Origin of the sequence: Enterococcus sp. 3G1_DIV0629, from assembly GCF_002141285.1 — a bacterium.
Taxonomy (GTDB): Bacteria; Bacillota; Bacilli; order Lactobacillales; family Enterococcaceae; genus Enterococcus_B; species Enterococcus_B lactis.
This window is the reverse complement of the sequence record NZ_NGLI01000001.1, coordinates 1,031,335-1,053,179: the sequence shown is the minus strand read 5'-3', so window position 1 is coordinate 1,053,179 and position 21,845 is coordinate 1,031,335. Positions and strand designations below refer to the sequence as shown.

Here is a 21,845-nt window from a genome sequence, read left to right as displayed (position 1 = left end):
TGTCCCATCTAAAGTTTTGTTTTATTATAAACGTTTTTCTTTACTTTATCCGTATCAGTCAATCCTTTTTCGTAATTTTCTTGGATCGTTTTCTTTTGTATTTTATAGGATGCAGCTAACTGTCTTTTAAATCGGCGTTTGTTTTTTCGTATACTGGTGCCTTTTAGATATTCATAGAACTGTTTGACGATAAAAATGAACAGATAGACGGCAAAAAACGTGGACAATCCGTATCGGATGAGATACATAGCAACGAAGGTGGCAAAAATACCAGTTCCTTCATTTTGTGCTAAGACAGCAAATTCGCTTAAAAAAGTTATGATAAATGCAAAATTTCCCATGCTTCACCTCATTGTAAATAGTAAATAGTTGCCGTATCATCCTTTGATTTCTTTAAAGAGATAGAAAATATCACTTACGATAGTTTTTATATTGCTGCTGCTTCTGAAAACCCTTATTACCAGGTACTTTACTCTTCGTACTTGAACTTGCGGACATCTTTTTGCTCAACAGAACAGTTAATAGAATCACGAAAAAAAGAGCACCTAATAACACAAAACGATACTTAGACAAGTACATAGCGAACGCAGAAAATAAATCAGTTTGTCCAACAACGCTGTAAGCAGCTAAACCACTCAACCAAGCCTTTACCATTTTCATCTCCTCCTCCCTTCTTCAATCACATTATCTAAAGGATACAATAAAAGAAGTTTAAAAAAGGAACTGCTTTTTCTTATTTATGAAAAAACTGTTCCTTCTATATGTTTATTGAAAGATAAGAAATGAGTACACTAGTATCGGATATACCTTATGAGATGTACCAAACAAAAGTCTATCTGTCTGACTAATCTATTGAAATGAGTGAATACTATGAAGAATAAGTCCAATGGTTCATCTTGGATAAAGTATGTCTTTTTGAGTGTACTCTATTTTTTTCTGCCACGTGTCCAATTAACAATGGATTCCCATCTATGGACGCTAATCTTCCAAGTTAGAAAGATCAGCGTATCTATCATCACTGTATGCTTACTAGTGAGTATTTATCAAATGAAAAGAAGGCAAAAGTGGAAACAGCCACTACTAAAACATCTATTTATAGCAACTTATCTCCTATATGGTGCCATCAACTTTTTTCTTCTTCTAATGTTTGAGTTTAGTTAATACACGGATAAGTCTTTCAATAAATGCATAAAACAAAAAACTGCTTGCGACATATCAGAAAACATTAAATCGTCTTCTGATATTGTCCAAGCAGTTTTTATTTTGAAACTTGCTTAATTCTGTTCTTTAGAAACAATGTTTGTTCTTTTTCCGGCAAAAAGAAAGCTAGATAATACGACAAGTAAAAAGAAAGCGATGATTCCGACTGTCAATGCCATTTGACCGTATTCTCCTAGTTTCCCAAGTACAAGTCCTGGTACTAGATAATCAGTATCGGCAAATGTAGAAGAAGCGATTTTAAGATCTCCTAATACCGGAAGGATAAATAATGGCAACCAACTAATCAATAAGCTATTGAAAGCAGAACCTAATACCGCCCCTCTTCTACCGCCAGTCGAGTTGCCGAAAACACCAGAAGCAGCTCCGCAGAAGAAATGGCCAACTACTCCAGGGATGATGACTGTAGTCTGTAAGCCTATCATGGCAAACATCGATAGCGTTCCTACAAAGAAGCTGACAAAAAAGCCAATCAATACAGCATTAGGTGCATATGGAAAAACGATAGGGACATCTAACGCTGGTTTAGAATCAGGTACAAGCTTTTTAGCGATTCCTTGGAATGCTGGAACGATTTCTGCCAACACCATCCGAACCCCTTGAAGGACGATAACAAACCCTGCTGTAAATGTTCCAGCTTGGATCAATGCAAAGATCACAGCGTTGTCTCCATTGCTTAATTCTCTTTCAACAAATCCAGGACCTGCTAATAAGGCAAGTGCGACATATACGATTGACATCAAGAGCATGATCGATACAGTAGAATCTCGCAAAAAACTGAAACTTTTAGGAATCTTTATGTCCTCCGTAGAGCGGTCTTTATTTCCAAAGAACTTACCGATCCACCCGCTAGACGCGTAACCGATATTGCCGGTATGCCCCAGCGCAACTTGGTTATTCCCAGTAATGTTTTTCATGAATGGTTGACAAAGAGCGGGCGTAATAGTTAATAGTGTTCCTTCAAAAATCCCTCCTAATAAGATCATCCACATATTTGCAGTAAATCCAGCGCTTACTAAAATGACTGCTGTCAGACAAGAAACATAAAGCATCGCTTGACCTGTAAGAAAAATAAATTTATATCTTGTGAATCGAGCAAGTAGAATATTCACGATCATCCCTACTAGCATGATCAAGGCAGTAGGTGTCCCGAATTGTTGTAAAGCAATCGCCACTACTGCTTCATTGCTTGGAACCACGCCTTGGGTATGCAGAGCCGTTTGGAACATCGAAGCGAAAGGGGTTAATGAATTACTGATCAGTCCAGCGCCGCCAATCAATACTAAGAATCCGACAAATGTTTTGATGGTTCCTTGGATCACTTCTGAAAATTTCTTTTTTTGCAGAACAAGCCCAAGCAGTGCAATCAGAGAAACGAGGATGGAGGGCTGACTGACGATTGAAACAAACAAATTCAACAATTTATCCATTGATATTTCCTCCCTTGAATCATTTTTATTCTTTTGACAAGATTTGTCCTACTTTTTCTTTTACTTCATCACTGTCGATGATCGATTGCAACGGCACGAGTTTTTCATCCGGTATAGAAGTAAGTGTATCTTTCAAAGAATGTTCAATGAAGAAATAATCCGCCATATCGCTAGATACACTCCCAACATCCGTATGACTTACTTCGAAATCGTCCACATCTGCTCCAAGATCTGCAAGAGCTTGTTTGATGTTCATCTCTACCATAAAACTTGTTCCTAATCCACTTTGACACACTGCAAAAATTTTCATGTTATTCGTCTCCCTTTTTTATGATTGCTAGTATTTCTTCTTTTGTTGAGGCTTGTAATAGCTCTTGAAGATTTTGTTTATTAGAAAGCAGCTTGGTTAAATTTGCCAACGCTCGAAGATGTGCCTCGTTATCGATAGCGGCTAAACAGATAAATAAACTGATGGGATGAGTAGGATCATCGATTAGATCAACTGGTTGTTGAAGTTTCAGCAAAGACATCCCTACTTCGTTTACACCGTCTTCCGGACGAGCATGCGGCAGTGCGATGTGGTCGCCGATGTGGATAAACGCACCATACTGCTCCACCCGTTCAATCATCGCTTTGACATAACTCTCCTCTATTTTATTCTTTAATAATAGTGGCTGTGCGGCAAGTGTGATTGCTTCTTGCCAGTTTTTTGGTTGATCGGATAATTGGATCATTTCTTCTGTTAATAATTCAGATAGCATAGGACGTTGATCCTCCTTCTTTTCTAAAAGTTTGTTCATTTTACGATTTAATACTTGATAGAGCTTTTCTTCATCTACACCTTCTTTTAATTCGATATATGGAAGTAGCGCAGCTAGCAATTCTTGAGCAGAAGGCATGGAGAATCCTGGTATCAGCCAATCTCTTTGTACTTGATTGATTAGTTGGTTTTTTTCCAAGTCAGTCATGATTGGTTGTAGGACATACAATGACTTTTTCTTATTCGTAAGCGTAAGAGGCACGGTAGAAAAAACGATATCGTAAGAAGTTTCATCAACCTCGTGCAAGCGATCAGCTGAATTGGTCTCTGTAAAAAGGATCATCGGGAATAATTGCTGAAGTTCGCTTTTTAAGATCAATGAAGAGCTAATACCACTTGGACAGACGATCACGGCTCTTATTTTTCTGTTTCTCTCTTCTTCATCTACTTTTCTTATTTCTCCGCCGAATAGTATAGTGAAAAACCCAACCTCTTCTTCAGGGATGCTCTTTCCTATCCGTTTTTCTAACGGACGCAATGCTTTTCTTATCATTTCATAGATGGAAGCATATTGATGTTTGATTTGATCGATCATCACATTTGGCAAGTAAAAAGAATAAGAGATACGAAAATAGGCAGGTACCAAGTGATAAAAGACATTCATCAATAATTCACGAAATGAATCAAATTCTATGGCCATCAGGAATTCCATGCGATGGATGACTTCTGAAGAACATCCCAGCAAAAAATCAAGCGCAGGCTCCTGGATATCTCCTTCAACAATTGAGGCTAAGCAAAGAGAGAAAAATAGAATCTCTGACTCTAGATATTCGGAATAGCCTAAGCCAGTCAATATTTGTCGGCTGATGTCATTGATTGCAAGAGAAGCTAAAAGTTCAGCATCTTTTACCTTTTCTACAGATATTTTCCCCATTCGATTAGTGGTCAAACTTAAATAATACGCTAACTCATCCATTCGATTGGGTGCAAAGCGAAGATCTGATAGAGAGATTGTGTTGTCTAACAAATCTCTGGCTTTTGCATAACAATCAAGAGAAAGCATTGCGGTTAAATACGTGAGACCAAATCTTCCAGCAAGCGATTGCATTAAATGAGCGGTGCGATTTTTTGCTTCCCTTCTCAATATCACTTCTGACCCCAGTAGCCTAAAGCCTGCTTTTCTAGTATATGTCAGCTGACATTCTTCCCCTTCTAATTCCTTTCTTACTTTTTTGATATCCGATAGGACTGTTCCTTTAGAAACCTGAAGAAAGTCTTGAAAATGAAATACAGAAATAGGTATGGTATTCGAATAGACCATCAAATAAAGAAGATCTCTACGCTCTTGTTCGGTGTACACCGCTTCAAAGCGAGTGATATTCACGTATTTTTCTGCCCAGTCGATCGCTCGAAATTTTTTCAGACGGATATGGGTCTCATCCATATATTCGGCAAAGGGAGCAAGTTGTTTGATTGCCTCGTCTATATTTACTTCGATGATCTCGGCTGCTTTTTCTAGACTGATTTCTCTGGGTGTTTTCAGGAGATAACTAATTTTGTAGTTCACAGCGCTGTTCACCTCCTATTTGTATTCTAGTATGATACCGCTTTTAAATCGAGGGTTGTTTGGTACAACTTACAGTTAGATTTTTTTTACGACTGTACCAAACGACCTCTATCGAGTTACAGAAAAAAAGCAGGTGACCAAATGGCTCCCTGCTTTTATGAATCAATTTCGTTCGATCAATGATGATCGTGTTTCTTTTTTGAAGTCAGTTCTTCAAATTTTTCTTTGACCTCTTCAACCGCTTTTTCGATATCTTTTTCAAAGCGATTAGGTTCGTTAGACTCTGATTCTTCTTCTACAGAATTGGAACCGGATAAAGCTGTTTCTTTGTTTTCTGTTTCACCGGAGTTTGTGCCAGCTAATGATTCTTCTTTAACTTCTGTTTCACCAGAATTAGTACCTGCTAGAGCTACTTCCTCTTCCGTTTTAGGGGCCATTGAACCTCTTAATCGTTTGTGTTTTTCACCATCATAATTTGTCATATTGGTTCCTCCTAGTAATTCTATACTTTTTCATCGTACAATAAGACAGTTTGTGCGTCAAAAAACAAACCCGATTCTTACAAATATGTCATGTTTTCATCTTTTACCTTCTGATTCTTGAATGCCTTTGATTCCTTCTTCCAAAATTTTCATCTGTAAGATTGTTTCTTCATCTTTAATGACTTTTTCTGCGCCATTGACTAATGTCTCGTAAATGCCTTCGTAGACGCGACTGTAATCACCGACCTCGGAAATCACTTTTTCTTCATGATAATCGCCTTGTTCATCTATATAAGTCAATACACCGTAGTGCTCGGGCAAGTCGATCCCAAAGTCTTCATGATCAGGCATATAAAACATTTTAAGATGTTCTTCTTGCCGATCTTTCGTTTGTTTCACGAACATCCCCTTTTTTCCATAAACGACGAAACTCGGACGTTCTTTGATACGGAAATAGCTGGATTTTATCGAAATTTTCATGTTTCCGTAGAAAAAGTCCAGATCGAAGTAATCATTCATTCGTCCTTTCCCTAATAGTTGACGAACATCATAACGGATATCATCTGGTTCGCCGAAATAAGAAAGAACTTGGTCTACTGTATGACAAGCATGTCCATATAAATAGCTGTTTGCAGTAGAAAATTCATGTGTAGTTTCTGGTACTTCTGGTCTGAAATAATCGTAATGCATTTCTACTTCTAAAATATCCCCTAATTTTCCGCTTTCGATTACTTTTTGGACTGTCAAGAAGTCAGAATCGAACCGTCTGTTTTGGTAACATTGGATAAATAGCCCTTTTTCTTTTGCTAATGCAAATAACTCTTCTGCTTCCTTTGACGTTTCTGCAAAAGGTTTTTCTACCAATACATTTTTTCCATGTTCGAGTGCCATTTTTCCATATTCATAATGAAATTGACTTGGCGTAGTAATGACAACTAATTGGATCTCAGGATCATTCCAAAGATCAGACAATTGATCGGTATATTCGATGTCTTCAAATGTTTCCCATACTGGTTTAGATGGGGAAAAAATTTTTTTGATATTGATTTTATCCGTAAGTTTTCTTGAAAATGGCAAATGATAGCGATTTGTACTCTTTCCATTGCCGAGATAAGCGATTGTAAGCATGATTTATGCCTCCTTTTATTGTTGTTTTCAGTATATCTTAGAAAAATATAGAAAGTGTCTATAATAGCCATTCTGGCAAAAAAGTTCAGAAAAACATTTGTTATAATTTGGTTTGGTGAAATTTATGTTCAAAGTAAGGTAAAAAATCAAAAAGAGAGTGGCGGAACCAAGCATTTATCAGTAAGATAGAATTTGGAGGTCAGATCATGCTTATTGAAGAAAAATTAACCAAACAAGAGTTGTTTACCACGACAGAGAAACGGATTGCTGATTACATTCGGAGGAATATCGAAGCCGCAGTCTACATGACGATTGAAGAATTAGCAAAAGCTACGTATACTTCCCATTCAGCTATTATTCGTTTATGCAAAAAAATGGGCTTCAGCGGATTTAAAGAATTTCGTTTCGAATTAGGACGGGAAGTTCATCAATTGATTGCACAGTTTAATCAAACAGTCGATCCTAATTTTCCTTTTTCAAGTGAAGATAACACACAGCAAATTGCAAAGAAAATGGCAGATTTGTCGATCCAGTCAATAAAAAAAGCGCAATTGCAGATCGAGCATCAAGATTTGGATAACATCAGTAAAGTATTGAACAACGCACAGCGAATTTTTCTTTTTGCAAAAGGCGATTCCCAAATCACGGCAAGGAAGTTCCAGAATAAAATGGTCAAGTTGAATAAATTTTTGATCTTGGCCGAAGAATATAGTGATTCTTCTTGGAATGCAGCCAATTTAACTAGCGAGGATTGCGCAGTTTTTATTAGCTACAGCGGTCGTATCCATCATTATGAACGGATCATGACCTATCTAAAGCATGTAGGAGCTCCAACATTATTGATTACCGGAAATCAGCATTCAGAAATGGCCAAACAGGCTGATATGTGTCTTGTTATATCACAGGAGGAATATGATTTTGCTAAAGTAGCGACTTTCTCCTCTCAAATTGCCTTCGATTACGTATTAAATACGTTATTCTCAGTGATATATTCTCAAAATTTTGAAGAGAATATCCGCAACTTGAAAAACAAACAAGAATTGATGCAAAAAGGCCTTCTTAAAGAATATCGGAAAAATTGAGACAAGCTTTCTTTGATATCGTTATAAATATAGACTGGCTGAAGTTTTCTTTTTCAAACTTCAGCCAGTCTATTTGTTTACGCATTGATTTGAATATATCTATCATAGAAAAGAGACACAGTTACCTTCTGTTTCTTATTTTAAATGTTTGCCGAAAAAGATAAATAAGAAACAGAAAAATCAGTATACTTATAGCTATCAATCCATACAGGAAGAAACGTTTGTTCTCAGATACTTTCTGTACTTCTTTCTGCACTTCTTTTGCATGATAAGGAACGCGATGCCCTCTGACAAGTAAGCGATGACTGTTGATCATATAAGGTGTACAAGTCAGTAGTGTCACGAAATCCTTTCCTTTTTCGATACTCAGGTCTTTTGTATCAGTTGGTTCTACCGTCTTTATCTGATCGACTTGATAAGCAAGTGTCTGTCCGTTGATCTCGATATAGAAAGAATCACCTAAAGTCAGTTTTGGCAAGTCAGTGAACAACTTTGCTTGAGGCAGTCCCCGATGACTAGAAATAACGGCGTGTGTACTTTCTCCCCCAGTAGGATAAGATGTCCCTTCCAATAACGAAGCACCTTTTTCTAGCAGCACGGTATTTGTTTCGTCAAAAATCGGTAAATGGACATTGATTTCAGGAATCGTCAGAACGCCGATCGTATGTTTTTCAAAATAGGTTTTGTCCGTTTTCACTGGTTCCTTTTTCTTAGTAAAGGGATCGACACCGGGATTTCCTCCTTTTTTTGCTAATTGCTGGTTTTTCTTTGTCATGTTTTTTTTGGTTTTGGCCATGACTGCTTCATTTTCTTTTACTGCTTGTTGCTGATAATGAGAGATGATTTGCTGATCCAAGTAGTTATTCAGCGCATCGCTAACGAAGGGATAAGCTAAGACGCCTATCCCTGACAGAAGCAGAAGGATCATTAGCAAATCTAGATAGTTCCTTTTCTTTTGTTTCATTTGTGTTCTCCTTGTGCTGGCTAGTTGTTAATAAAAGAAAAAGGAGCAATTGCGTAAGCCACTGCTCCTTTTTCCAATTCATGTACAAAGATTAAATCTGACTATGCTTGCGTCTAGCAAAGTACAATCCAGCAATCAATAGAAGGATCACTCCTGCACCAATATAAAGATAGATTCCCTTACCACCTGTTGAAGGAAGTGTACCTTTGTGTTTATTTGGTATTTTTTCAGGAGAAATCAACTGTCCTGCTGTTGCGTAAGAGTGTTCATCGACAGTAAATGCTACGCGGTTTGCCAATGGAACATAGTTTTCTGGTGCTTTCGTTTCTTCCAGATAGTACGTGCCGTATTTGAGACCTGTCACATCAACTAAACCGTTGTTTGTGGTTGTAAAAACAGTTGCTGATTCTTTCGTCGAAACCCAGTTGACGGCTTTTGTAGATGGGTCGATCGACAAATAGTTGGCTGTGTCACTCTCTTGATCACGAACGACGAATTCTGCTCCAGCAAGTGTTTGATCTGATGCAACATCACCATCTACTTTGACAAATCGTTTGCCGCCAGTAACGACATCGACTGACGGTGGCGTTTGATCATTTGTATGTCCGTTATCGACATTTGCTTGGTTAGAAAACCCTTTTGTTGGATCTGCTTTTTCGTTCAAATGCATAAAGTAAACAAATTTCAGTGTACCGCCAGGAGTGAGTGAAGGAATATAATTCGAGTCAACTGAAACCGTGAATCCGTTTGTTTGTTCAGTGACAGAATAATTTGTTGGATCGATTTCTTTATCCCCATCATACAAGACATACGCATACGTTCCTGAAGTTTCATGATCAAATGTCAAAGCAGAATCATGAGTATCAATGAGTTTGAATGTCGTGTACTTGTTTTGTGTTCCTTCTTTATCAGCGATACCTAAAGGAATATTGACAGAGATCTCATATTGGATTTTTTCTCCGATTGCGACATCTTTTCCATTCAATTGTGGAGTTGTCTTATCAACTTTGGACGTATCATTTTTGATTGTCTTTTCTACAGGAGTTTGACTATTTGCCAAGATCTCAAACGGCGTGTTTGTTTGATTATCAATCATTTCTGCATTATCAGGAGCTTTTACTTCTTCTAAATTATATTTTCCAACCTCTAAATGATTGACGATCAACTGACCTTTTTCAATCGTTGCCTCGGCAAAGTCATTGTTGCCGATATCATAAGAATGACCAGTAATGAAATGTTTGGCTTTCGTTTGATCCGTTGTCCAAGTGTACAATCCATCTGTGACGCTTTGGATATATTTTTTGACGCTTGGTGTTCCTTCTTCTTTAGAAATAATGAATGCTGCACCGTTTAGTGCTTCGTTTTCGGCAGTACCGACTTTGGTCACTTTCAATGTTCCATCATTACCAACTATATTTTTAGGATAGAGATGGATAGTGTCCAATTCTTCTGTCCCATATTTATAAGAGCCATCTGCTTGTTTGATCATCTCATATACAGGAAAAGCGAGCACCATGTTTGTAGCAGCTGTCACTCCGTCTCTTGGTTCCTCTTTGATTGTGTAGACTGCATCTTTCCCATTTTGTTTTTTAGGTAAAGATAAAGTCACATTTCCATCCGCATCTGTCGTTCCTGATGCAATTGGTGTACCAGGAGTCAAAGACTCGACTGCTTGTTTTGCTGCATCCACCGACGCTCCTTTCTCCCGTTGCGCATAAAATTCTGGAGTGACGTTATAAACGGAAAATGAAATATCGGCTAATCCTTGGTATTGATCGAATTCGCTCATTTCTTTCCCACTGTTTTGAATCAAAGGATCAGGTAAATCAGTCATTTTCTTTTTATGGAGAATGACTTGAGCTGCTGTATCCTCCGCAAACACTCTTTTTGCGCCGAAGCTACTTGTGATTAATGGTAAAATAAGAAAAAGTGCACCTAATATAATGCTTATTTTTTTATGATTTTTCATTTTGTCACTCCTGTTCTTTTTTTGATAAACAACCATATTGCAAGGCTTGCGAACACCATGCCAACAATGACTAGAAGGATGTTTTTCGTTTCGTTTGTTTTAGGAAGAAATGGACGACTATTTTCTTTTTTGTTGACTACTTTCAATATACCGACAGTCTCTTTATCCTCAGAGAGACTAGTTGAAATGGTAAACGGAATTTCTGTTTCACTTAAAATATAACCAGATGGTGCTTTGATCTCTTTTAACCAGTAATCTCCTGTTTTCAACCCGATAATGGAAAAAGCGCCATTTTTATCGGAGGTCAGGTGAAACGCATCTGATTCGTTACTTGTCCACTTGTATCCGTTGGCTGTTCGCTGCAGGTAATTTCCTGCTTTGTTTTTAATAAGGAATACTGCGCCAGCTAATCGTTTGTTTGGTTTATTTGTCTCGATTTTGACAAATTGCTTACTCCCTGTATATACAGAGACTTTCTTTGTACTGATACCAAAACCAAAATCTAGTGTTCCGTTGTTATTGATTTCCTTGTTCGCCTGAGCTGTACTGTTTAGCTGCATCTGATAAGAAATGGTCAGGTTTTTTCCAGCATATTTTTCTAGCGAAGGAATCGAAAATGCAATTTCAAATCCGTGTGGTTTCGTGTGTATGACAAATCCTTCTGATAGCTTTTGTCCATTCGATGAAATCGTTAGACTATTAGGTAAAAACGTTAATGCTCCATCCGCACTATCTGATAATACGAATTTTTGATAGTCTAAGATATTCATAGGGATCGTCGTGTGCAAGGAATAAGTGATTTTGTCACCAATCTTAAAATCATCCCTCGATTCTTCTAATACCTTTTCAAAAGGAGGATCAGGGTAGTTATTTTCTTCATTTTTAGGATACAAATGGATAGATGAAAGTTCTTGATCGTTTTGTCCATATACAGGAAGAACAACTACCATGTTCTCTGCTTTTTCTTTGACGACTTCTGGTGCTTTGGATTCAATAAAAAGATACGCTTTTTCTCTTTTTTTATGATCTTTGGCAGCTAGAGAAAAAGAAGCAATACCATCTTCGTTGTTCAGAGTTGCGGTTGTTGTTTCTGTGATAAACGTGCCAGAAGACTTACCGTTTTTTGCAATCTCTGTTTGTGCTTCCTCTACTGTTTTCCCCTTTTCTCGTAAATGGTAAAAAGATTCTGTGACATCGTAAACTTGAAATGTGACTCCATTCAATCCCCGATACGTTTGCAATAACTCTTTTTCTTGTCCGTCACTTGGCTGATTTTCCGGTAGTTGGCCATTTGGAAACAGTAATTTGTGCAAAGTGATCTGGACCATATCTGGTTCTGTTGCTGTTACTGCCTGAGTAAAAGCTGGTTTAAATAGTAATAAGAAGAGACACATACTAAGCCAACCAAGTTTTTTCATATTAGCTGCCCCCTCTTTCTTTTTTGAAAAAAAGATACCAAATAGAAAATGTACAACCAATCATCCCTACTAAATAGATTCCTAAGCGGCCAATTCCTCCCGTATCAGGTAATGGTACTTTTGCCTGATTCGTGATGTCTAAAGAAATCTGGTTGTTTTTGGCTCCTGGTGAAAGAACAGATTCATAATCTTGTCCATCCACTTGAATCGATCCATCTTCTTTTATGATGATAGTAACTGGATCTTTTAGTCCTTGGTATCCTTCTGGTGTAAAGGTTTCGGTCAGCTTATAAGTTCCAGGTTTTAAATTTTCGAATAGAAAGGTGTCCGTTTCTTGTCCATCTTTTGGCAATTCTAAGTCCATTTCTGGCCCTTGCAGTCTGAATTTGGCTCCTTTTAATGCCTGTCCATTGTCTTCCTTTTTGTGTACTGTCAGGTCAAATGCTTTTAATCTATTTTGATGAGTGAGCGTCCACATGCCATTCGTTGTCTCGGTGTTTTGCCCCGTGTAAATAATCTTTCCATATTTATCAATTTGGAATTCATAATTTCCCGGCGAAGTATCATATCCGGCAGGACCAGCTGTTTCAACGACTCGATATTCTCCAGGTGTGAGTGAATCAAAAATGGCAAGGCCTTTTTCATTCGTTGTTTGGTTGTCCATTGGCTGATAAGTACCGTTTGCTTCTTTTTTCTGTAGGGCAAAAGCTGCACCTTTAAGATTCATCTCTTTGCCCGACCCTTGCATCGTATACTTACGTACTGCTATAGGAATTTCAACAAAAGGATTTTCAATGGTCAACTGGATCGTATCATCGGAAGTAGTGACTGTTTTTCCATCAATGGTTACCGTACCATCAGAAGCAATCTTGATTTCCCAAGTAGTCTTTTTGCTTAATTCATGACCTTCTGGCGCTTTTGTTTCCGTCAGTGTATAAGTCATTTCTTTTTGCAATTTGACATTTTCCGGAAGAGAATAGGTCCCATCACCATTATCAGTTAGTAAAGTATCAATAGAATCTCCTGTTAATTTGAAAACAGCGCCGATGAGATCCTTTTCTCCTGTAGAGGAATTTTTTGTTATTTTTAAGTCTAACGGTGTGAATTGTTTAGTATTCTTCCATGTCAGTGCGTCTATTTGTCGAGAATCATATCCTGGTACAGGTAGTTCTTTGATTGTTTGGTAACTGAATGCTTGACCTTGATTATTGTATTGAGGCAGTGATAGTATCTCTTGATAACTTTCTCCACTATTTGCAGAGAGTTTGTCGACGTCTGTACGTTCCCACATATTTGCAGTATCTTCAGCTGGTTTAGTGATGCGAATATATCCGTTTTTCCAAGCTGCAGCATCTGTTGTATGGTTCCGTTGGATTTCAAAAGTGACTTGATCTGGACGATTAGCTGGATTATTGTCAAATTCTTCCCATAATTTTTTGATGTGAAGACTGACTCCGGGAGCTTTAGCAGATGGTATACCGAATTCAGCTAATTCGTCAGTGTCAATATTTGGTTGGAAAGTCGTCCTACCGTTCATTTGATACCAGAAATTCGGGTGGAAGTCCTCATTTTCTGTCTGTATCCTCACTTGGTAATGAATTTGGATTTCTTGGTTTTTTCCTAAATAAATCTGATTGCTCTTGATCGTATTTCCGTCTATAGAAATAGTTGGAGTAACAGTTGTAGGGTTTGTTCCCACGCTTTTGACTGAAAGTGTACCAGGTTGATAAATAAATGGTTCTGCGATTGGATCATTTATTTGTCCATTACTTACAGTTGCAGAGATCTGTACAGCTTTTTTAGCCAGATATTCAGAGATATCTGTTGCATGATCGGCTGATTCATAATAAAGGTCCCCTTTTTCGTCTGCTGAAACCATTTGCCGCATACGAGACTCTACTTCTGCTTTAGATAGACCAGCTGCTGGATCGCTTTGAAGTTGGATACCAAGACCATGTATCTCGATTCCTCGTTCTTTAAGCGCCATCGCTTCTCCGATGGTTGCGATAAATGTGCTGTCTATTCTTCTGGATCGGTTGTTTTGGTCAGGTGCATAATAGCTTCTTGCAATTCGAGAAGTATTTCCTGGCTGATCTTGAGTATTGGAAAACTGGGTACCGTAATAATCGTTGCTTGGTTGTGCGTGTACTCGCTGTACTTTATAGGAAAATGTCGGTACACCATCCGTCAGCAAGACGATCACTTTTTTATGTCCGTTTGGAACGGATAGCATGTCTCCTGCATCTCTTAGTCCTTTTTGTGTAAAAGTACCGCCATTTGTTCGTGAAGGTGTAATGGTTTTTACTTGGTTTTTTACCGAATTAAATGGACCCATCTGAACAGTACCGTTACTGTAGTTATAGCCATCACTGGAGTAGCCGACATATCCCATATTGATTTTGTCTGTGATACCGCTATCTGCTAAAGTATCGACAAAACGATCGACACCAATTTTTACTTCACCGATTCGATCATTGTCGTTCATACTTCCTGACCAGTCTACGACCAATACGAGATCAAGAGGTGTGATATCTTTTTGTACATTTCCACGGGCATTCAAATAAACATCAAACAATCCAGGTGTAGTTGTCTCCTTTGCAAACTTACGTATCGCATAGTCTGCTTGATTGCCTGTTCCCCCGTATTCGATATACGAATGAGTCCGATCATTAGGATTTCCGTCCCAAGAATTTATCCCATCCCATTGATTTGATCCATTTTTATTACCTTGGTGATCAAGAACATTTGTATTTCCTGTAGGTTGCCAATTGGCTTTAGGATAAGTGCCTTGATCATCCGTCGTATACTCTGTAGGAATCGTCTGATTAGCTGAAACAGTCACAGCTGGCAAAGACAATGTAGGCAATGTAAAGGGATTGACAGAACTTTCATTTTCTTCTGATACACCTTCTTTTGTTTCGTCTGTATTTGGTATTGACACTTCTGTCTCTTTCTTGTGTTCTGTCGCATCAGTAATGTCATACTCTTTATTATCGACGATCAGCTTATTTGTCTGGCTGTGGTAAAGTGTTGGATCGATTGAAAGACTTAGATTGATCGTTTGTTTAGTGTTTGGAGAGATTTCTAGCGTGGTTTTCCCGCTTTTTACCTGATAAGCATAGCTATCTTCTTCCTTTCTTTCCACATCGCTTAAGTAATTCTCAACTAGACCAATTTCTTTCTCTACCTTTTCTGTACTGTTGTTATTCGCATTTAGTTTGACGTTCAGCGCTTTTTTCCCAGATTGATCTGAAGTGATTTCAGCTGAAATGATTTCTAACATCGTTGGATTATCTGTAGCTTCTGCTATTGCAGTTACAGGCAGGATGTTCGATAAACTCAATAATATCAGCACAAAAACAACGTTCAGCTTCTTCCCTGTGGTCGTCATTTTTCCCCTCCTTTTTATTATTATCTGTTTTGACGTGAATAGTGATGATTATTAAAATAAATAAACGTATTTATTCTAATATGATAATTATTATACGAAGGGCACTAGAGGGAATCACACCAATTTTCATACCAATTGGTTTCATTTATGACGTTGATTCCTTTGATTAATGAGCGTTTCATTAAAGAAAAGGGTTGAGGGAGAAAAACATATGATCAGGTTGCTGGAAGGAAACTATAGAAAGATGGAAAAAATCATTCGGATTCTATCCATTTCTGACAAGTGGATGACTAAAAAAGAACTTGCCAAACGAATCGGTAGTTCGGAATCTACATTTGTAAGGTATATCGAAGAAATCAAAATCCGCTGGGGAACGGATGTAACGATTCAGTCTTCACAAAAATTGGGGTATCGACTTGAACATTTGAATGTACCGGCTTATTTAAATGTGCTAATGGAAATGTCACAAAGTTCTACAAATAGTCGTCTATTAAATGAAATCATTGTCAATCCGGGTAAAACGATCGAGTATTATTGTGAAAAAATCTCGATTAGTCGTTCTTCTTTTACGCGTAAGTTGAAACAATGCAATCAAATTTTAGAAAGCTATTTATTAAAAGTAATCGTCGACCAAGGGTTTCAGTTAACTAGCCTGAAAAGTGAGCTCCAGCTGCGTATCTTTGTCACCTTTTTCTTTTTAAGCTACTATGGAAGACGTACTTTGCCATTTCCAATCGAAAAAAAGAAGATCAAAGAAATTATGTCAAAGAACAATTGTCAGTTGAATTTATTTCAAGAAGAAAGTCCTTATGAGCAATCTTTCTTTATTATGTATTTTGTTGTGCATCTTATGCGGGAATCACAAGGAAATCCATTCGAATGGAAAGCTGGAGACCCTTATGTAAAGTTGATAAATATAGATAAAAAAGACTTTTTGATCTTGAAAAATCTTTTAGGGAATTTGAAGTACAGCAGCTATATAAAAGTAGTGAACTATTTTGTCAATACGATTTTTTCAGAATTTTCGGAGAGAGAAAAAAATGAAATCAGTGAACAGATACGAAAAAATATATCCTATTGTTCATTTTCATCTGCTGATTGCAAAGAAAAAAACGAAGAATTTGTTGTTCGACTCTTAACTCAAATTTATTTTTTCTCACGTATTTTTCCATACGATACGACTCATTTGACGATCCGTGCCACTTTCTTTGCGGAACAGATGCAACATCGCCATATACGTCTATATGCTGGATTTCGTGCAGAACTTCAATTTTATTCCACCCTACTGAATCGAAATTTGATTTATTATTTATCTAGCTATATATTTTGGATGCTTATTGGTAATCCTGAAATACACCATTATACTTCCGATAAAAAAATACTGATCGTCAGTGACTTAAGTCTTCGACATAGTCGATACATTGAAGAATATGTCAGTGATGTTCTTGCTGTGCATAAGATTCACTCTGAGACAACTGCTATCACTGAAAATCAACTTTCGAAGTACAATCTTCTTGAGTATGATCTGATCGTCACGAATCAACCAATTCCGAATACCCATGTTCCTTATATGTTGATTGATGATAGTGTGTCATTCGCAAATGAAGAAGAGTTGATCCGCTTATTTGAACTATAAACAATCAAAAAACAGCTATGTATACTCTACCATCCTGATAAAAATATCAGGACAAATAGACATAGCTGTTTCTTTTTATTGTATACCTTCCGCAATCCAACGAGATTTATAGCGAAAATCTTTTAATAGTTCTTCTTTTGTCCAGCCATTTGCAATGAGATCCGTCAATGAGTTCATTACGAGAGACATGGAAAAGTATAAGAAGCTAACTGCTTCTTCCGACGATTGAATGGTAAAATGATTAATTTTTAGTAATTCTAGCCATTTGTCGTTCATAGGAGAATCAGCAGTTAGCTCTCTGCGTTTGGTTGTCTGCTGATCATTTCTCTGGGTCAACAAGTATAATCTTTGCCAATAGATACTATTGTGATCTAAATTGCTGCACCACTCCAAATACTTTTCGATCCCTAAAAAGAAATGTTGTTTGTTTTCACTAATGAATGTCAAGATATCTTGATGTACTATACGAGAACTGTTTTTGATCGTATACAAATAAGCATCTTCTAGATCTTGAAAATATTTATAAAAAGCGCCGCGCGACATTCCCATCTTCTCAACAATTTCTGAGACTTTTACTTGGCTGATGTGCTGTGAGCAAAATATCTCTAACAATAGGTCGTCGATTCGCTGTTTCTTTGCTTTCGGCAAATTGAAAAAAGTTTCTTTTGGCATCCACATCTCTCCTTTATCTCTGATTATACGTGGATTGCCCATCCTTGTCATGAAGTACTCATTTTTTCTCTTTCTCTTCTTCTGTCAAGTACCCATCTTCCATTCGATAAACGCGATCACTCCACTGAATCATACGGACATCATGAGTAACCATAATAGTTGCTTTTTGTTTTTCATGAGCTTCTTTAACCAGTAATTTCACGACCTCATATGCATGATCGGTGTCTAAACTAGCTGTTGGTTCGTCCGCTAAGATCAAGCTCGGTTCATTATATAAAGCGCGAGCAATTGCCACTCTCTGTCTTTCCCCACCAGAAAGATCTTTAGGATAACTGTTCTTTAGTGACTGGATATCTAAAGATTGCAGTAAAGAATCGCTTTTTTTGGAAACATCTTTTTTTGAAGTGACTTGATCAACTAGTTCAAATTGCTCTTTTACCGTTAAAAAAGGAATCAGATTAGAGCTTTGGAGAATAAATCCAATTTCTTGAAAACGCAAATCTGCTCGTTTTTTTTCTGGAAGTTCGGTTAATGAATGACCGTTGATCACTATTTCTCCGGAAGTCGGTGTTTGCAATCCTCCTGAAATGGTGAGAAACGTACTTTTACCTGAACCAGAAGGACCAATAATGCTGACGAATTCCCCTTCCTTTACATAAAAATCAATTCCTTTCAAAGCTGAGACCTTTGTATGACCAGAACCGAATGTCTTGGTAACTTTTTTCATCGTCAATATTTCTTTCATTTTTATTAACCTCCTATTGCTGTAATTGGGTCTACTTTTGTTATTGTACGGATTGAAAAGAGACCGCCTAGCATCGCGACAATGATCAAAATCCCACTATATAGCAGCCATTGGGACCAAAAAACAGCAAAAGGCATCGCACTTGGTAAAATCAGACTAGTCAGATAAGCAAACACAAGAGCAATCAGTACGCCTACTAACCCCACAATAAATGATTGTGCGACTAAAGATTTAGCAATGAAGGAATTTTTGATTCCTTGTGCTTTCATTACTCCAAAAATAGCGGTTTTTTGAAGAGTGATCACATACATAAAAATACCGACCACGGCAGCGACTACTAAGAACAAAAAGTAGATCATCGCGTTTAAGGTCATGTTTTGGGCAGAATAGCCAGGAATGCTTTCAATGAACGTCTCAATAGTTAGTAACTGTAGTTCCTTTGATGCTTTTTCTTTCGAAATTTTAGCAGAATTCTTTGTAACGATTCCATTGATTGGCTGTTCCTCTTCAGAAGCAAATGGCTGTTTTCCATACTTCAAAGCAGTCCACGTATCAAGAGATGTATAGATGACTGGAGAAACAGTGTAATAAGTTGCAGGAAAGATACCAACAATCGTCAAAGGATCGTTGTAACTGCCAATTTTGATTGTATCTCCGATTTTATAACCTGAATCAGCCAGGTTTTGCGAAATGATGATTTCATTCTTTGTTTTGAATTCATGCCCTTTCGTGAGTTTTGGTAATAAGAATGCTTTTTTTGACGTGCCGAAAACTGTGACATTTTCTTTGTTTTTTCCTTTGACTGCACCGCTGTATAATCCAATCGGTGCTTTTTCTCCTCCTTCAATATATGTCAGATCTTCTCTTGTTAATTGTGAAGCAGCAAATACTTGATTGGCGTCCTCTGATAAAACAATCTCTTGTGCATCCCAATCATCGATTGCTTTCTTGAATTCTTCAGAAAGCCCATTTGCTAGTCCAGATAACATAAATACGACATACGCAATCAAGAACATGATCCCGATGATCAAGCCATACCGTAATTTAGAATAGCGAATTTCTTTAATAGCTAGAAACATTTGGTTTTCCTCCCTATGATATGTTGATAGTGACAAAATGTCACTCGTTGAATAGTGTAACTCTAAAGTGACATTTTGTCACTTCTGTTGGATTTTTTATCAATAAATTGTCTAAGACATCTTTCCATAAAATCTTAACATGTGGCATAATAGGATTATTTAAGTCTTATTTATGCTTTCCATGATAAACTAAAGTGACCAAATCAATGAGGTGGGAAAATGATTAAACTATTAGTAGTAGAAGACGATAAAGTATTATCCAATAATATAAAAGAAATACTCACTACAATTGGTGAGATAACACAAGTTTATAACGGTAGTGAAGGACTATTTGAGTTGGAAAGCGGTGTTTACGACCTTGCAATCTTGGATTTGATGATGCCGGAAATGAATGGTTATGAAGTCTTAGCAAAGCTACGGAAAGAAAAAATACAGACTCCTGTATTGATTTTGACAGCAAAAGATAGTTTGGAGGATAAGATTGAAGGATTTGAACGTGGTGCAGATGATTACCTGACAAAACCGTTCTATCGAGAAGAATTGATCATGCGCGTGAAAGCATTATTGAAACGCTCGCTAGGTCTCTTTGATGAAAACGTTCTGAAGTATAAGGATATCAGTTGTGATTTAAAAAGCAATGAAGTCTTGTATAAAGAACAAGTTTTGCCCATACAAGGAAAAGAGTTTGAATTGCTCGTTTATTTTTTGCAAAATAAAGGAATCATTTTGACAAAAGAGCAGATATTTGACCGGATCTGGGGATTTGATTCTGATACGACGATTACAGTTATTGAAGTTTATATGAGCAACTTACGAAAACATCTGCGAAGTACTGGATTGGATAAAGAAATCAAAACCTTACGTAACGTCGGTTATATACTGCAAGAGGTGTGATGAAATGAATGGAGATATTACACGCAAGCAGCGCAGCCGTTTTTTTGCAACGAATGTAGCAGCATTTGCCTTGATCTTTTTTCTTCTGGGGTTCATTACTTTACAGATATTGAACCAATCCGCATACAGAGAAACGGATCTTTCATTAGAGAAAACAGATTTTGATTCTCGGACAGTGCAATTAGAGATACAAAGGTATCAGCAAGGTGATCCCTTTTTGAACCAGACACAAACGGAACAAAACAGACCCAACATGGAACAACCATTGATGGAACCATCAAATGACCGATTTAACACTCAAGTGATCTTGTGGTCTGAAAAAGGTGAGATATTGAATAAGGCAGCTATTGGTGGACGCTTCAATCAGATCAAAGAATTAAAAATGGATACGAAAAATCTGAATACCATCCAAAATATTGAATTAAATGAAGAAAACGACTCGTCTACTCTCTCCTTCCGTTCGATTACGAAAAAAGCAGAGACGAATCAAGTTGGCGTTGCCTATATCCAAATTTTAGAAAATACAAATCAAATCAAGGATTCATTAGCGACTTTTCGCACAATTATGATTTTGTGTATGGTTGTTTTCTGGCTTATCTCAATTGGCATTAGTTACTACTTGTCTAGTCTAAGCATGCGCCCTATCATTCTTTCTTGGAGAAGGCAAAAAGAATTTGTCGAAAATGCTTCTCATGAATTACGTACACCGTTAACGATTATTCAAAATAGTTTGGAACATCTATTTACCAAACCTGATCATACCATCATTGAGGAATCTGAAAGTATTGCTCAAGCATTGTCAGAGACGAGACGGCTCACTGGATTGACTTCGGATCTGCTGACGATTGCCCGAAATGATTCTGATCAGCAGCTACTTTCAAAACAAATGATCAATACACAGGAATATATCGAAAATTTTGTTAAACCATTTCAAGAGATGGCCATCATAGACGGAAAAGAGTTTATCCTTCATAACGAGGCAACATCAGAAGTACCAATTGACGAAAAAAAGATCCATCAAGTTTTGGTTATTTTGCTAGATAATGCCTTAAAATATACGAATCCAAAAGATAAAATCATTTTGGATTCGTCTGTTAACCATAAAGAATGGCTGATTCACGTAAAGAATACTGGCCCTTCTATCAGTGAAGAAGATCAAGTAAGAATCTTTGATCGATTTTATCGGGAAGATCAATCTCGTGCGAAGGAAACTGGCGGTTACGGACTTGGCTTGGCGATTGCAAAACAGATAATCGAACAGCACCACGGACAAATTTCTGTATCCAATTATCTTCCACAAGGAGTTGATTTTAAAGTCCAATTACCGTTGAAGCCTAAAAAATAATGCTTAACTCTAAAACATACTAGGAAAAGGGCTGTGACAATAATCTTGTCACAGCCCTGTTTTCC

The 21,845-nt window shown here is 37.3% G+C and carries 18 protein-coding genes; 4 read left to right on the top strand and 14 right to left on the bottom strand.

Translation table 11 applies throughout. The annotated features are described in order from the left end of the window. Positions 1-8: 8 nt before the first annotated feature. From A5816_RS05380 to A5816_RS05345, 7 genes are all read right to left on the bottom strand, one after another. On the bottom strand, positions 9-341 hold the full coding sequence (locus A5816_RS05380) for a hypothetical protein (protein WP_002309277.1): 333 nt from the start codon (positions 339-341) through the stop codon (positions 9-11). 70 nt (positions 342-411) lie between these two features. Next, a complete protein-coding gene (locus A5816_RS05375) occupies positions 412-654 on the bottom strand; it encodes a hypothetical protein (protein ID WP_025478278.1) in 243 nt (80 codons plus the stop codon). A gap of 620 nt (positions 655-1,274) precedes the next feature. Then, positions 1,275-2,648 (bottom strand): PTS ascorbate transporter subunit IIC, encoded by a 1,374-nt coding sequence (locus tag A5816_RS05365; protein ID WP_086310902.1) that lies wholly within the window; start codon positions 2,646-2,648, stop codon positions 1,275-1,277. Between the two features lie 25 nt (positions 2,649-2,673). Next, a complete protein-coding gene (locus A5816_RS05360) occupies positions 2,674-2,958 on the bottom strand; it encodes a PTS sugar transporter subunit IIB (protein WP_002315031.1) in 285 nt (94 codons plus the stop codon). A gap of 1 nt (position 2,959) precedes the next feature. Next, complete coding sequence (locus A5816_RS05355; RefSeq protein WP_086310901.1) at positions 2,960-4,975, bottom strand: PTS sugar transporter subunit IIA; 2,016 nt, start codon at positions 4,973-4,975, stop codon at positions 2,960-2,962. A gap of 176 nt (positions 4,976-5,151) precedes the next feature. Next, the gene (locus tag A5816_RS05350) at positions 5,152-5,457 is read right to left on the bottom strand and encodes an rRNA processing protein (protein ID WP_086310900.1); all 306 of its coding nucleotides are present in this window, start codon (positions 5,455-5,457) and stop codon (positions 5,152-5,154) included. A 96-nt stretch (positions 5,458-5,553) separates the two neighbouring features. Further along, positions 5,554-6,585, bottom strand: a complete 1,032-nt coding sequence (locus A5816_RS05345) for a Gfo/Idh/MocA family oxidoreductase (RefSeq protein WP_002400197.1) — start codon at positions 6,583-6,585, stop codon at positions 5,554-5,556. A 206-nt stretch (positions 6,586-6,791) separates the two neighbouring features. On the opposite strand from A5816_RS05345, the gene A5816_RS05340 reads away from it, so the two are divergent. Beyond that, a complete protein-coding gene (locus A5816_RS05340) occupies positions 6,792-7,667 on the top strand; it encodes a MurR/RpiR family transcriptional regulator (RefSeq protein WP_002400198.1) in 876 nt (291 codons plus the stop codon). Positions 7,668-7,788: 121 nt separating this feature from the next. Here the strand turns inward: A5816_RS05340 and A5816_RS05335 are convergent, their stop codons facing one another. The 4 genes from A5816_RS05335 to A5816_RS05320 form a co-directional block, all read right to left on the bottom strand. Continuing rightward, positions 7,789-8,631 carry a class C sortase gene (locus A5816_RS05335; RefSeq protein WP_002400199.1) on the bottom strand — a complete coding sequence of 281 codons (843 nt, stop codon included), beginning with the start codon at positions 8,629-8,631 and terminating at the stop codon, positions 7,789-7,791. 91 nt (positions 8,632-8,722) lie between these two features. Beyond that, on the bottom strand, positions 8,723-10,600 hold the full coding sequence (locus A5816_RS05330) for a SpaH/EbpB family LPXTG-anchored major pilin (RefSeq protein WP_086310899.1): 1,878 nt from the start codon (positions 10,598-10,600) through the stop codon (positions 8,723-8,725). Beyond that, positions 10,597-12,018 (bottom strand): SpaH/EbpB family LPXTG-anchored major pilin, encoded by a 1,422-nt coding sequence (locus tag A5816_RS05325; protein WP_086310898.1) that lies wholly within the window; start codon positions 12,016-12,018, stop codon positions 10,597-10,599. Before A5816_RS05325 ends, A5816_RS05330 begins: the two co-directional genes overlap by 4 nt. A 1-nt stretch (position 12,019) precedes the next feature. Then, positions 12,020-15,409 (bottom strand): SpaA isopeptide-forming pilin-related protein, encoded by a 3,390-nt coding sequence (locus tag A5816_RS05320; RefSeq protein ID WP_086310897.1) that lies wholly within the window; start codon positions 15,407-15,409, stop codon positions 12,020-12,022. Between the two features lie 244 nt (positions 15,410-15,653). Between A5816_RS05320 and A5816_RS05315 the strand changes: the two genes are divergently transcribed. Next, positions 15,654-17,045: a helix-turn-helix domain-containing protein gene (locus A5816_RS05315; RefSeq protein ID WP_086311172.1), complete on the top strand. Its 1,392-nt coding sequence runs from the start codon at positions 15,654-15,656 to the stop codon at positions 17,043-17,045. Between the two features lie 75 nt (positions 17,046-17,120). Here the strand turns inward: A5816_RS05315 and A5816_RS05310 are convergent, their stop codons facing one another. Genes A5816_RS05310 through A5816_RS05300 form a run of 3 tightly spaced genes read right to left on the bottom strand, consistent with a single transcriptional unit; the run spans position 17,121 to position 19,541 of the window. Further along, entirely contained in the window at positions 17,121-17,768 is a 648-nt protein-coding gene (locus tag A5816_RS05310) for a TetR/AcrR family transcriptional regulator (RefSeq protein ID WP_002400202.1), read from the bottom strand. A 7-nt stretch (positions 17,769-17,775) separates the two neighbouring features. Continuing rightward, positions 17,776-18,462 carry an ABC transporter ATP-binding protein gene (locus tag A5816_RS05305; RefSeq protein ID WP_002400203.1) on the bottom strand — a complete coding sequence of 229 codons (687 nt, stop codon included), beginning with the start codon at positions 18,460-18,462 and terminating at the stop codon, positions 17,776-17,778. A gap of 5 nt (positions 18,463-18,467) precedes the next feature. Continuing rightward, positions 18,468-19,541 (bottom strand): ABC transporter permease, encoded by a 1,074-nt coding sequence (locus A5816_RS05300; RefSeq protein ID WP_002400204.1) that lies wholly within the window; start codon positions 19,539-19,541, stop codon positions 18,468-18,470. Positions 19,542-19,760: 219 nt separating this feature from the next. On the opposite strand from A5816_RS05300, the gene A5816_RS05295 reads away from it, so the two are divergent. Further along, complete coding sequence (locus tag A5816_RS05295; protein WP_002400205.1) at positions 19,761-20,435, top strand: response regulator transcription factor; 675 nt, start codon at positions 19,761-19,763, stop codon at positions 20,433-20,435. Positions 20,436-20,439: 4 nt separating this feature from the next. Then, positions 20,440-21,780 carry a cell wall metabolism sensor histidine kinase WalK gene (locus A5816_RS05290; RefSeq protein ID WP_086310896.1) on the top strand — a complete coding sequence of 447 codons (1,341 nt, stop codon included), beginning with the start codon at positions 20,440-20,442 and terminating at the stop codon, positions 21,778-21,780. Positions 21,781-21,845 lie beyond the last annotated feature (65 nt).

Coding starts and splice junctions, on each gene's coding strand:
- A5816_RS05290 (WP_086310896.1), top strand. CDS start 20,440: ATGAATGGAGATATTACACGCAAGCAGCGCAGCCGTTTTTTTGCAACG.
- A5816_RS05310 (WP_002400202.1), bottom strand. CDS start 17,768: ATGACAAGGATGGGCAATCCACGTATAATCAGAGATAAAGGAGAGATG.
- A5816_RS05340 (WP_002400198.1), top strand. CDS start 6,792: ATGCTTATTGAAGAAAAATTAACCAAACAAGAGTTGTTTACCACGACA.
- A5816_RS05320 (WP_086310897.1), bottom strand. CDS start 15,409: ATGACGACCACAGGGAAGAAGCTGAACGTTGTTTTTGTGCTGATATTA.
- A5816_RS05305 (WP_002400203.1), bottom strand. CDS start 18,462: ATGAAAGAAATATTGACGATGAAAAAAGTTACCAAGACATTCGGTTCT.
- A5816_RS05315 (WP_086311172.1), top strand. CDS start 15,654: ATGGAAAAAATCATTCGGATTCTATCCATTTCTGACAAGTGGATGACT.
- A5816_RS05300 (WP_002400204.1), bottom strand. CDS start 19,541: ATGTTTCTAGCTATTAAAGAAATTCGCTATTCTAAATTACGGTATGGC.
- A5816_RS05325 (WP_086310898.1), bottom strand. CDS start 12,018: ATGAAAAAACTTGGTTGGCTTAGTATGTGTCTCTTCTTATTACTATTT.
- A5816_RS05350 (WP_086310900.1), bottom strand. CDS start 5,457: ATGACAAATTATGATGGTGAAAAACACAAACGATTAAGAGGTTCAATG.
- A5816_RS05345 (WP_002400197.1), bottom strand. CDS start 6,585: ATGCTTACAATCGCTTATCTCGGCAATGGAAAGAGTACAAATCGCTAT.
- A5816_RS05360 (WP_002315031.1), bottom strand. CDS start 2,958: ATGAAAATTTTTGCAGTGTGTCAAAGTGGATTAGGAACAAGTTTTATG.
- A5816_RS05380 (WP_002309277.1), bottom strand. CDS start 341: ATGGGAAATTTTGCATTTATCATAACTTTTTTAAGCGAATTTGCTGTC.
- A5816_RS05295 (WP_002400205.1), top strand. CDS start 19,761: ATGATTAAACTATTAGTAGTAGAAGACGATAAAGTATTATCCAATAAT.
- A5816_RS05335 (WP_002400199.1), bottom strand. CDS start 8,631: ATGAAACAAAAGAAAAGGAACTATCTAGATTTGCTAATGATCCTTCTG.
- A5816_RS05330 (WP_086310899.1), bottom strand. CDS start 10,600: ATGAAAAATCATAAAAAAATAAGCATTATATTAGGTGCACTTTTTCTT.
- A5816_RS05365 (WP_086310902.1), bottom strand. CDS start 2,648: ATGGATAAATTGTTGAATTTGTTTGTTTCAATCGTCAGTCAGCCCTCC.
- A5816_RS05375 (WP_025478278.1), bottom strand. CDS start 654: ATGGTAAAGGCTTGGTTGAGTGGTTTAGCTGCTTACAGCGTTGTTGGA.